Here is a 12,536-nt window from a genome sequence, read left to right on the forward strand (position 1 = left end):
CTCACGGTTTAACCATGACGCTGAGGGGCGCGCCGTAAGTACTGTCTCCGCCAGCTTGGTGCTCAGTCACATTTAGGGTGAACGTGCAAACAGGCAGGGCTACGTTGCGGCGTGTCCCCGCTAGACCAGTACAACCGCATCACTGAAAACAACAACTGGTTCAAGTCCGTTCTCTCGTAGGTAGGCCAGTGCCCGCTCAACTGCCACGATCTTTCGTTTCAGCTCGGTGAGTGCCGGGCCGGTCTCGTCGGAGAACTCGTCCAGCCGTTCATGCTGACGGCGCACTTCGCTCTCGATCTGAACAAGAGTGCTCCAGATCAGGGGATTTGGTTCAAGGTTTTGGAGCTTACGCAGAATTGCCGTGGCAAGCTGACGCTCAACAACGGCTTCGAGAGTTTCTGCGCTGGTCCCCGAGCTGGCGAGGCTAAATGCAATGCCGCCACCACCAGCAGTCGCCAGTGTGCCCGCAGTCAAGAGGCCACCGATCATACCTCCGGGTCCAAAACTCGCGAGAGCACTAGTGATCGCCGCGGCACCAGCCAGACCAGCGGCGGGAGCAAGCACTAGTCCACCGGTCACGACCACCAATGCGGCTGCTCCGGCGCCAAGAACAACCCACCTAACCCAGTTCACAGGACGACCATCGCTGAGTGTCTCGTGCGCAAGTTTCACAGCAGCAAATACATCAGAACCGTACTTGTTTCCCAACCCCATTTCAGCTGCCAAATCCATCATGGCTGCTTCCCGCTTGTCTATTTTCTCTTTCTTATCTTTCGGGATTGAGATTTCAAACGGCTGGATAATGTTCTCCACCGCCAAAGAGGTCAATAGCGCCACGGCATCTTCCTTTCCCATGTGCTTACTAGGGAGCGGCTCGGGCACGGCCGAGGTCGGCTCGGACGCATCAAAGGCGAGGCGTGCAACAAGCGCAGGCATAGGCAGATTTTCACCTCTGTTGCGTGTCCTAATGCGGTCGACTGTGGTCGCCTGCACTGCTCTGAGCGCACCGGTATGACGGTCCTTAATTTCGCCAGATAGCCTCGCATTTATCAGATACGAGTAGCGCAAGGCCGCCAGAGCATACTGCTCCCCCATATCCAAAGGAATATCGAAGCCCTTGTCAAAGAACTCGACTTCCCGCCCGAGCGAACCGAAAAGACCGAATCCGACTGCTTCCCCCACCGTCCGGTTGGAGAGGTATTGCTCCGCGTCGTGAACGTGAGTATCCACCTTGGTTGCAATGCGGAAATCGACCATCCAAGGGAACACGGATGAAACCCCACGGTGGGCCGCTACCGGGTCAAGGGCATTCCAGAAATTCAACCACCAGCCTAGGTTTGCAGGGGGATCTTTCAAATCATTCCGCAGCTTGCCGTCGTCGCAATTTCCATTGGCCAAGGGGCTGCCAATGGTCACCATGCCAGCAACATCAAGACCAACGGGCAGGCGGCGCACCAAGTCAGCAGCGATTACGGAGCCCAAGCTGTGCCCAATGATCACTAACCGCCCTTCCCTGGGGAGCTGCCCGAGTATCCGGTTCAAAACCAGTGCGCGAATCTGCGGAGTACTCATATAGTTTTTCGCTGCCCTGAACGGGGACAGCCCAATAGCCGCATTGACGACCGTGTCAGCGCCGCCCCAGCCTGACCCACTATTCGAACGCCCCAACCGGAACTCCACAGCACCCATACGGCGTTCAAAGTCCCTGCGATTCTGCTTAGCAGCCTCACGGACAGGCAGTTTGATCGTCATATCGGGGAGTGCATCGTTGTCATCGAAACCTCTAAGCGCGTGTGAGTACTTCGGCGCAATTACCTTGACTTTGTCCAGCTCGGTGTATCCAAGACGGTCAAGTGACTCGGATAGGTGGCCCAGCCATTTGTCGTGAGGATCCCCGTCCCCAACACCGTGCAAGAACAGTAAGATCGGTTCGTTTGACAAGAAAGCTCCATTCATCGCGGCCTCTTGGGCATTCGCGAGTGAATCCCCTAAGCTTCCGGGTCAGTATAGCGATCCCTAGCGTATTTCCTGGCGTACTTCACTGGTTTCGGCGAAGAACGCCGAGGGGCTTTGGATACCAGGGCCGTCGTTGACGCCTTCAAGCCGCAACGCAAAGCGCGACCAACGCATGACCAGACCCAAACAGGTGATGAACAAGCATCACAATCGGACCCACCCGTCCCGGAATCAGCCGCCGCAGTCCCATCACCGAAGGCTGACAAGTCTCCATTTTCAGAGCAAACTGAGCCGCCTGAAGACCCTCCAAAACAGCGGAAACTAGCGGCAAATAACGAAAGTGGAGAGTTTATGGAGAGTTAAGGACGAATGGCCCCTTTCGGGGCCATTCTCAACTTCCAAAATCCCTGTAAATCCGGGCTTTCTGGGCCCCCTGTCGGATTCGAACCGACGACCCCCGCTTTACAAGAGCGGTGCTCTGGCCAGCTGAGCTAAGGAGGCAAACGCAATCAAGCGCTAGACAAGGCTACCGTACCGCTTCAGAAAAAAGAAAACCGGCCCTCCCCTGCAGTAATGCCGCAGAGAAGGGCCGGTTTTCACCGGCAAAAGAACTTACTTCTTCGCAGCCAGAATCCGCGTCATGAAGTCATCGAAGGTTTCCGGGGTCTGCCACTGCTGGCCATCCATGAACACCGTGGGTGTGCCATTGATGCCGTGAACGGAGGTCAATCCCGTGGTGTTGGCCATGAACGGGCGGAAGGTTTTCGCATCCACGCAGGAGCTGATGTCAGCGGCTCCTACCTCGGTTGCGTACTTCTTCAGCGTCGCATTATCCAAGCCTTTGCTGTTCTCAGCAGGCTGGTTGACAAAGAGAATGTCCAAGTACTTCTTGTAGCTAGTCGGTGAGGTGTCAGCAACGCATGCTGCAGCTGCTCCTGAACGCGAGGAGTAGTTTGTACCGGAGGAGAGACGGTCCAAGAAACCCAGCGGACGGTACTCAACAGTGATTTTGCCGTCGTTGCGCAACGTGTCCAGCTTTTCGCCGTACGTCTTTTCAAACTGATTGCAGACCGGGCACAGGAAGTCTAGGTAAACCACGGTCTGGACCGGCTTGCCGGTCGCAGATGCCTCAATACCAATCTTGTCCAGATCAAATGCCTTCTCTGCTGGAGCCGTGGGAGCCGCGCCCAAGTTGTTGACGTCTACGGTTTTTTCCGTGGTGGTGGGGGCAACTACGGTGTCACCTTTACCGAGCGTGATGCCGCCATAGGCGTTCATATTCGCCGCCACCGGCCCGCTATCCGCTACCGGCTCATTAGCCTTCTGAGTGTTGATGACCACCAGCGCAATGATCACTATGATCACCACGGCCGCCGCCAAAACACCCCCACGGATCAGCCAGCCCTTGCGCTTTTCCGCCTTAATTTGGGCATCGCGAATAACCTTTGCCTGCTCGCGGGCCTGTGCTGTGCGCTCTGCTTTGCTCAACCGCGGTTCGTTTTTGGAGCTCATATTTCCTCAAGTCTTTGGGCATGAAAAAAGGCCGTGGTACGGCTAGATACGGATCATCCTATGGGACAAACCTTGGAGAAGACCGAAAACTGCCCTCGCTCCCCGAAAGCTTCCCGAAAGCTTCCCGAAACTTTCCCGAAAGCTCCTCACCAGCACCCCAAACCCACCCGAAAAACACTGTTCATGACTGCCCCAAACCCCTACACGATAAGCTGGTAGAAACCGAGGGACCAATTATTGGGAGTTGTTCGTGTCACAAGAATCGTCCGCCAAGCCCGCTAAGACCACCGCTAAGGCCACCGCTGAGCCAGCCCACCCCGTTGCCCAGCCCGGCAGCTCAGACTTCATCGTTGTCTCCAACCGCCTCCCCGTGGACAGGGTTCCGCAAGAAGAGTCGGACGACGGCTGGCGGCGTTCCCCCGGCGGGCTCGTCACCGCTTTAGCTCCCGTCATGGCTACCCGCGAAGGTGCGTGGATCGGCTGGCATGGCGCTGCGGATGAGACCTTGGCACCGTTCCACCACGACAACATGGACCTGTTCCCTGTCCCCCTCTCCGAGGACGAGGTGGAGCTCTATTACGAAGGCTTCTCCAACTCCACCCTTTGGCCGCTCTACCATGACGTAATTGCCACCCCCGAGTTCCACCGAACCTGGTGGGATACCTACCAGGTAGTCAACAGGCGCTTCGCCGAAGCTGCTGCGAGCGCAGCTGCACCCAACGCCACCGTCTGGGTGCAGGATTACCAGCTCCAACTGGTCCCCCAGTACTTGCGCACACTGCGCCCGGACCTGAGGATCGGCTTCTTCAACCACATCCCTTTCCCATCACCGGAGATTTTTGCCCAGATGCCTTGGCGCAAGGCAATCTTGGAGGGCCTGCTCGGCGCAGATCTGCTCGGTTTCCAACGCCCCAATGACACCGCTAACTTCCTGCGCTCGGCCCGCCGCTTCCTCGGCGCCGGCGTCAAGGCCCGGCAGGTCCACGTCAATGACACCTCCGGCCACTTCACCCACATCTCCCGCGCCGAACCGTTCCCTATCTCCATTGATGTGGCCCAGATCCAGCAGCTTGCCAAGAACCCGGACGTCATTGCCCGCGCCAAGCAGATCCGCGAGGATTTGGGCAACCCCACAACAGTGCTTCTGGGCGTGGACCGGCTGGACTACACCAAGGGCATCACTCACCGACTCAAGGCCTACGGCGAGCTCCTCGATGACGGCACTGTCCAAGTAGAAGACGCCGCCCTCATCCAGGTGGCCAGCCCCAGCCGTGAGCGCGTAGAAACCTACAAGCAGTTGCGCGAAGATGTTGAAGGCATGGTGGGCCGCATCAATGGCCAGCATGACACCATCCAAAACACGGCCATCCGCTATTTGCACCACAGCTACCCTGTGGAGGAAATGGTGGCCCTCTACCTCGCCGCAGACGTCATGCTGGTCACCGCCCTGCGCGATGGCATGAACCTAGTGGCCAAGGAGTATGTTGCGGCCCGCAACGATAACAGCGGGGCCCTGGTGCTGAGCGAGTTCACCGGCGCAGCCGATCAGCTCAAGCAGGCCCTCCTGATCAATCCACATGACATTGACGGCCTCAAAGCTGCCATCCTGCGCGCCATTAACCTGCCCAAGGCCGAATCCAGCCGTCGCATGCGTGCCATGCGCCGGCAAATCCTCGCCCACGATGTCCAGCGCTGGAGCGAGGATTTCCTCTCCACACTGGCGCAGAAGGCCGTCCGTGATGACAGCTGATATCCCCTCACTTGGTATCACGGCAGAACTGCGGGCCGCACTGCAGACCCTGGCCCGCACCCCAGAGTTACTGTTAGCTCTGGACTTTGACGGCACCATGTCCCCGCTCGTGGACCGTGCACAAGATGCCCGCCCACTCCCCCGCTCCGCCGCAGCCTTGGCCGCCTTCGCCGCACTGCCCCGCACGACGACGGCCCTGGTCTCCGGGCGCGCATTGGCCAGTTTGCGGCTGGTCGCCACCCCACCGCAGAGGACACTGTTGGTAGGCAGCCACGGCGCTGAGACCTGGCTGGGCCCAGACTCCCCCGCCGTGTCCCTGACAGCGGAACAGGAATCCGCGCTGGAAACGGCCCGCGCCGCCGTCGCCCGGGAAATTAGCCGCATCCCGGGCACGCTCGCGGAGAATAAGCCAGCCGGGGTGGTTCTGCACTACCGGCTGGCCGAAGAAGCCGCGGCACGGGCCGGCGTCGAACGCCTCATGGCGGAACTGGCGCACACTCCGTCCCTGCACTTGAGCCACGGCAAAATGGTCTTGGAAATTTCCGTCATCAACGCCAACAAGGGCCAAAGCCTGGCCCTGCTGCGCCAAGAAACCGGTGCCACCGCCATCTTCTTTGCGGGGGATGACGTCACTGACGAGCACGCCTTTGCCGCCCTGCGCCCCGGCGATTTGGGCATCAAGGTAGGCCCCGGCAACACACAGGCCCAATTTCGCATAGCGACCCCGGCCTCACTCCCGGACGTTTTGGAGCTGCTGCTCGCAGAGCGCACGGCCTACCTGAGTCCTTAACGTGACCCCAGCCATAACTAAAATGTGTCATACTTCATAGATCAGTCCGCTCGCTGCTTCGGTAGTGTGCGGATTGTGCATGAAACAACCATTCACTTGAGGATCGTTCGGCACGTACCTGCCGATGAAGGGATTTATCACTGTGGCTACAGTAACTTTTGATAACGCAACACGCATTTACCCGGGCACCACCAAGCCCGCCGTTGACAAGCTCAACATTGACATCGCCGATGGCGAATTCCTCGTACTCGTTGGCCCCTCGGGCTGTGGCAAGTCCACCTCGCTGCGCATGCTCGCCGGCTTGGAAGACGTCAACGCAGGCCGCATCCTCATTGGCGACCGCGACGTCACTGACGTTCCGCCGAAGGACCGCGACATTGCCATGGTTTTCCAGAACTATGCTCTTTACCCGCACATGTCCGTGGCAGATAACATGGGCTTCGCCCTGAAGATTGCCGGCATTTCCAAGGAAGAGCGCGCCAAGCGTGTTCTGGAAGCCGCCAAGCTCCTTGACCTTGAGGCCTACCTGGACCGCAAGCCGAAGGCCCTCTCCGGTGGTCAGCGTCAGCGTGTTGCCATGGGCCGCGCCATTGTGCGTAACCCGCAGGTATTCCTCATGGATGAGCCCCTCTCCAACTTGGATGCCAAGCTCCGCGTGCAGACCCGTACGCAGATCGCATCCTTGACCCGCCGCCTGGGCGTCACCACCGTCTACGTGACCCACGATCAGGTTGAGGCCATGACCATGGGTGACCGCGTTGCAGTGCTCAAGGACGGCTTGCTCATGCAGGTTGATACCCCGCGCAACCTCTACGATGCCCCGCAGAACGTGTTTGTTGCCGGCTTCATTGGCTCCCCCGCCATGAACCTGCTGGAACTGCCCGTTGTTGACGGCGGTGTGAAGTTCGGTGGATCAATTTACCCCGTACAGAGCGCCGTTTTGGGTGAAGCCGCAGGCAACACGGTCACCGTGGGTGTCCGTCCCGAAGACCTCGAGATTGTTGGCGCCGGTGAAGGCTTGGCTGTTGAGGCCGACGTCGTCGAGGAACTCGGTGCCGATGCTTACGTTTACGGACACGCCATCATCGACGGCAACGAGCGTGACATGGTGGTCCGTGTTGACGGTCGCCGCCCACCGATGAAGGGCGATACCATCCACGTCCGCCCGCAGGTTGGCCACGTGCACCTCTTCGATGCAACCTCAGGCGCCCGCTTGGGCGACAAGGCCATCTCGCGCGACTAGTAGTTCTTGAGGCGCGGTTGCCTGTTGGATTTCCAGCAGGCAACCGCGCCTCACCTTTTAAGAGAGAATTTGATCCATGACTGAACAACCAGGCGCCAAGTGGAACCACGAGCCCACCGACTTTGACCAGCGTGGCAAGCTACCCCGTATGAGCACACCTCCCGTGCCTGTCATGGGCTCCTTGAATATCACGGCTGCCAGCGCCGATCCGGGCCTGCTCGATCTGCCCTGGCACATTCGCTTGGAGGAATGGCCGGCCGCGAACCTTGCCGCACTCCCCCGCGGCATCTCGCGGCACGTGGTCCGCTTCGCCCATTTGGATGGCTCAGTCATTGCCATCAAGGAAACCTCCGAACACGTGGCCCGCCACGAATACCACATGCTGCGCAAGCTGGCCCGCCTGGATGTGCCCTGCGTGGAACCTGTTGCCGTCATCAGCGGACGCACCACACCCAGTGGCGCGCCCCTGGATCCCGTTCTCGTCACCCGGCACCTGAAGTTCTCCCTGCCCTACCGGGCCCTGTTCTCACAGAAGCTGCGCCGCGATACCCTCACCCGGCTCATTGACGCCCAGGCCCTGCTACTGGTCCGCCTGCACCTGGTGGGCTTCTACTGGGGTGATGTCTCCCTCTCCAATACGCTGTTCCGCCGCGACGCCGGAGCCTTTGCCGCGTACCTGGTGGATGCCGAAACCGGTGAACTCTACCCTGACCTGTCCACGGGCCAGCGCGAATACGATCTCGAAATTGCCCGGGTCAACATTGCCGGGGAGCTGATGGACTTGCTGGAAGGTGGGCTCATTGAGGAAAAAGTTGACCCCGTGGCCACCAGCGAGCTCATCATGGAAAGCTACCGCCGGCTCTGGGCCGAGCTCACCGAGAAGGAATCCTTCGAGCTGGAAGACCGCTGGCGCGTGGGCGCCCGCATCCGCCGCCTCAACGAACTCGGCTTTGACGTGGAAGAATACGCCATCAAAACCACTCCTGACGGCTCCACCATCCAGCTCCAACCCAAGGTGGTGGACGCCGGTCACCACCAGCGCCGTCTGCTGCGCCTGACAGGCATTGACGCTCAGGAGAACCAGGCCCGCCGGCTCCTCAACGACATAGACTCCTTCCGGGCAGATTCCGGAACCGCTGTGGATGAGGAACTTAGCGCGCACAACTGGGTCAGCACCATCTTCGAACCCATTGTTCGCTCCATACCGCGCGAGCTCGGCGGCAAATTAGAACCCGCCGAGGTTGTTCACGAAATATTGGAGCACCGCTGGTTTAAATCCAAGGATGAGGAACGCAATGTGCCCCTCGCCGAGGCCGTGCAATCGTACGTGGATAACATCCTGCGCTACCGCCGCGACGAGGACGCCATCATGCTCAGCACCGATACGGACACCATCAAAATGCTAGAAGGCGGAGTCCTCCCCGACGCCGCCTTCGAAGACTAACCCACCACCACCACCACCACCACCAGACGCTCCCGCCACCTATCGCGGACGCTATCCCACCAATGGTCACTTTTTCGTCGACGCTAGTGCAGCAACGGCTACTTAAACAGGAACGCTGTCGCAATCATCAACCGTGAATGCGACAGCGTCCCGTTGTTTTCAGCCATTAGTGGGATAGGGTCCGGGAAAAACACGCCATTAGTGGGATAGGACCTGCCGTGGGTGCGGGGTCACGCCGGGATGGCTTTGCCTGGGTTGAGGATGCCCTGCGGATCGAACAGCGCCTTGATGTTGCGCTGGATTGCCAGTACCTCCGCCGACTGCTCCAACGCCAGCCACCGCAGCTTGTACTGTCCTATCCCGTGTTCGCCCGTGATGGTCCCACCCAGTTCCAACGCCTTGTCAATGGATTCATCCAGGGCAGCGTTTAACGCGGCAATGCCGGCCGGTTCAAACGTTGGCACAGAGAATGTGGGGTGCAGATTACCATCGCCAGCGTGCGCAATCACCTGCAAGTCCACGCCGTGCCGCCGCGCCATTTCCTCCAGCGCCGTAATGTAGTGGACCAGCTGGGAGCGCGGCACCGCTACATCTTCGCCTACCCGGTTCTGCGCATCTACGTCCAAGCCCCGGTTGTTGCGGCGCAGATCAACCAGGCGCTGGGCTTCTGCCGGGTCCTCACGGCTGATGGTCCCGCCCAGTGCCTCGAGAGCGGTAGCTGCCAAGGCCTCTTCCTGTTCAGCCGCCAACCCGTCGAACTGAATCAATAGCAGCGCTGTCCCACGGGTGGAGAGGTTGCTGCCATTGCGGAAGTCAAGCTCGGTCAGTGACGGTCCATCCAATAATTCCAGGATGCACGGCTGTACACGGGCCGTACCCAGTGCCAGCACGCCCGCAGCCGCAGCCTGCACCGATGGGAAGAACACTGCCAGCGTGCGCACAATGGTGGGCAGGTACTTCAACCGCACGGTAGCGCCCACCACAACGCCCAAGGTCCCCTCAGAGCCTACAAAAAGGCTGGTGAGGTCATACCCGGCAACACCCTTGAACGTGCGGTGTCCGGTCCGGATCAAAGTACCGTCGGCCAAAACAACATCCAGCGCCAGTACGGCGTCGCGGGTCACGCCGTACTTAGCGCAGCGCAGCCCGCCCGCGTTCGTGGCAATGTTGCCACCAATAGTGGAGATCTTGTAACTGGCAGGATCCGGGGCAAACATCAGCCCGTGCTCAGCAGCTACAGCGTTCAGGTCCCCGTTGATGACGCCAGGCTCCACCCGGGCAATCTCATCGGCTGCGTTAATCTCTAAAATCTTGTTCATGCGGGTCAGGTTCAGCACCACAGATCCCACAGTGGCATGGGCCCCGCCCGAGACCCCAGTTCCTGCGCCTCGAGTCACCAGCGGTACCGTGTACTCAGCTGCCAGCCGCACTACTGACTGCACCTCTGCAATGGTTTCAGCCCACACCACGGCAAGGGGTTCTTGGTAATCGGTGACAGGGCCCTGATCTATAGCGAACGTCTGCAAGTCCTCTTCCGCGACACTGATTTGATCCGGCCGCAGCACCTCCTCCAACGCGGTGGCAAACGGTGAGCTGAGGGTCATCTTCTGTACTGCCATGTCCTTGCAGACCTTCCTAAAAACAACTGTGTGTCCCTCCAGTCTAAGAGGAATACACACAGGACACACGTTGGAGCGCTCCGCTTAGACAGCTGGCACCGTGACGCCACTTAGACGCCACACATAAGCGCCAGGACCCGCTAGATGCAACCGTTGCTCCGTGGCTGCAACTTCGCCCGTCCGGATCACTGGCGGGCCCTGCAGCGCCTGCACATCCTCCGAACTCAAACCCAGGTCCGCCACAGGCACCTCTGCCGCCGCCCGAACAGCCACCACGAGCAACGACTCTGTCGGCGACTCCCGCACAAAAGCCAGCACATCGCCGTCGGCCATTAACCACCGCATGCCACCGTCCGCCACGGCCGCACTGGAGTGCCGCACCGCCGCCAGCGCGGCATAGGCGGAACGCAAATCCGTCACCACACGCGCCGGCTCATCCCACGGGATCGGGGTGCGCGAATCCTCACCATTCCACCCCTCCAGCCCGTACTCATCCCCAGCAAAAACCACGGCAATCCCCGGCAGCAGCATGGATAACGTGGCCGCCACCAACGGCCCACCAGCAATCATGACACTGGCTGCTCGTGCGGTGTCATGGGTATTCAGAGCGTTCATTGTTGCCTTGCGCACCGGCCAGCTGAAGGCGCTGGAGAGGTCCTTATGGGTGGCAAGCACGACGTCGGCACTTACCTTGGGCGGGCCCGGCAGCGGGGTGCCAAAAAAGTCAACGCGCGCGCTCGGGTTGCCCAGCCATTGCCAGATGGGCCGGGTGAAATTGGAGTAAGTCATGGCACCCTGCCAGCCGAAACCGTCAACGCCAGCGCCGGCGTCGGAGGTTTCCTCACCCAGGAGCAGGGCATCCGGGTTGATCCCAAGAATCCTGTCCTGAATCAACGCGGCCACCTCCTTGTTAATGTTCACAGCGCCCAGCCTTCCGGTCATGTTGCCGACGTCAATGCGCCAGCCGTCAAGGTTGAAAGGAGGTTTGAGCCAATGCGCCACCACGGAGTCCTCGCCGGTGACGAACGCTTCCCGCAGCGCCTCTGATCCCCAGTTGAGTTTCGGGAGCGATTGCACACCCCACCAAGATTCATACGCGGTGTGGTCTTCGTTGAAATAGTAATAGCCGGCTTCAACATTGCTGGGGTCCGCCTGCGCCCTCTTGAACCACTCGTGAGCATCGCCGGTGTGATTGGAGGTCAGATCGCCCATGACCTTCATGCCACGGGCGTGAGCCGCCTCCACCAGGTTAATCAAAGCCTGATCCCCACCGAGCAAAGGATCCACGGCATGAAAGGTGGAGGCGTCATAGCGATGGTTGGAGCGCCCCGGGAAGAATGGTGTCAGGTAGACAATATCCACACCCAGCGCTTCGAGCTCGTCGAGCTTGCCGGTGACCCCGTCCAGATCGCCGCCGTAGAACTGCCTGCCAACGTCCGGGCCACTGCCTTGCACCGGGGTATCCCAGTCACAAGCCACGGCCCAGTCAGGGGTGGGCCGCGCGTCAGCTTTCGATGATCGGGCGAACCTGTCAGGGAAGACCTGATACATCACGGCATCGTGCGACCATGCCGGAGCGGCCTTGGCCGTGGTGACCCGGAAGTCGTTGTAATCGGAGGTGTCGCGATTGTGCAGGCCAGCATTATTCAGGTGCCAATAGCTGGGCCCGTCCTGCTCGCTGTTGCCCACCTCGTTGCCAGCAACCTGAATAACAAAGCGGTAGAGAGCCACAGGGTTCACGTGCAACATGCTGGCTTCCCACCAGACCCACCCGTCGCCCTCACCAATCACTGTGGCTTCGTCGTAACGGGGCTCGGCGTCCTGCACGCTGCGAACCCAAATGCGCTCTGCTTTACCCCAGCTCTGGGGCACCCGCAATCTTAAAGTGCAGCGTTCTCCAAGAGTGCCACCGCCTGTTACATACAGTGCGGACCCGTCGTGGTGCGGAGTCAATGAAATCATGTGTCAGTCTTCCCAATAGCTATCGATGCGCCCACCATATATCGAGGGGGCACGGACACCTGCACCCACATCGCGCATTACGCACCTGTGCGTATTTCCGCGGTTTTTGGGACGTCTTTGTGGTGTTAAACAAGTGGAGCCGCCTGTGGGGCGGCTGGTGGTGTTGGTGGTGTTAAAGGTGGGGAGGCCCCGCACCTGGTGGTGTGGGGCCTCTACCCTTTTTGGTGTTGTCCGGCGGTGTCCTACTCTCCCACATCCTC

8 protein-coding genes and 1 tRNA gene are annotated in these 12,536 nt (G+C 59.9%); 4 read left to right on the forward strand and 5 right to left on the reverse strand.

Annotated features, from left to right (window positions below; translation table 11 throughout):
- Positions 1-120: 120 nt before the first annotated feature.
- The 3 genes from ABIB48_RS14640 to ABIB48_RS14650 form a co-directional block, all read right to left on the reverse strand.
- A complete protein-coding gene (locus tag ABIB48_RS14640) occupies positions 121-1,941 on the reverse strand; it encodes an alpha/beta hydrolase family protein (protein ID WP_354213457.1) in 1,821 nt (606 codons plus the stop codon).
- A gap of 442 nt (positions 1,942-2,383) precedes the next feature.
- Positions 2,384-2,457, reverse strand: a tRNA-Thr gene (locus ABIB48_RS14645).
- 111 nt (positions 2,458-2,568) lie between these two features.
- A complete protein-coding gene (locus ABIB48_RS14650) occupies positions 2,569-3,468 on the reverse strand; it encodes a DsbA family protein (protein ID WP_110107846.1) in 900 nt (299 codons plus the stop codon).
- 346 nt (positions 3,469-3,814) lie between these two features.
- On the opposite strand from ABIB48_RS14650, the gene ABIB48_RS14655 reads away from it, so the two are divergent.
- From ABIB48_RS14655 to ABIB48_RS14670, 4 genes are all read left to right on the forward strand, one after another.
- A complete protein-coding gene (locus ABIB48_RS14655) occupies positions 3,815-5,218 on the forward strand; it encodes an alpha,alpha-trehalose-phosphate synthase (UDP-forming) (protein WP_354213464.1) in 1,404 nt (467 codons plus the stop codon).
- Positions 5,208-6,008 (forward strand): trehalose-phosphatase, encoded by an 801-nt coding sequence (gene otsB, locus ABIB48_RS14660; protein ID WP_354213458.1) that lies wholly within the window; start codon positions 5,208-5,210, stop codon positions 6,006-6,008. The genes ABIB48_RS14655 and otsB overlap by 11 nt, the downstream gene beginning before the upstream one ends.
- 142 nt (positions 6,009-6,150) lie before the next feature.
- Complete coding sequence (locus ABIB48_RS14665; RefSeq protein ID WP_179442328.1) at positions 6,151-7,251, forward strand: ABC transporter ATP-binding protein; 1,101 nt, start codon at positions 6,151-6,153, stop codon at positions 7,249-7,251.
- A gap of 76 nt (positions 7,252-7,327) precedes the next feature.
- On the forward strand, positions 7,328-8,695 hold the full coding sequence (locus tag ABIB48_RS14670; RefSeq protein WP_354213459.1) for a DUF4032 domain-containing protein: 1,368 nt from the start codon (positions 7,328-7,330) through the stop codon (positions 8,693-8,695).
- Between the two features lie 230 nt (positions 8,696-8,925).
- Here the strand turns inward: ABIB48_RS14670 and ABIB48_RS14675 are convergent, their stop codons facing one another.
- On the reverse strand, positions 8,926-10,314 hold the full coding sequence (locus ABIB48_RS14675) for an FAD-binding oxidoreductase (protein WP_354213460.1): 1,389 nt from the start codon (positions 10,312-10,314) through the stop codon (positions 8,926-8,928).
- Positions 10,315-10,398: 84 nt separating this feature from the next.
- Complete coding sequence (locus ABIB48_RS14680) at positions 10,399-12,276, reverse strand: glycoside hydrolase family 13 protein (RefSeq protein ID WP_354213461.1); 1,878 nt, start codon at positions 12,274-12,276, stop codon at positions 10,399-10,401.
- Positions 12,277-12,536 lie beyond the last annotated feature (260 nt).

Origin of the sequence: Arthrobacter sp. UYCu511, assembly GCF_040547105.1 — a bacterium.
GTDB lineage: Bacteria > Actinomycetota > Actinomycetes > Actinomycetales > Micrococcaceae > Specibacter > Specibacter psychrochitiniphilus.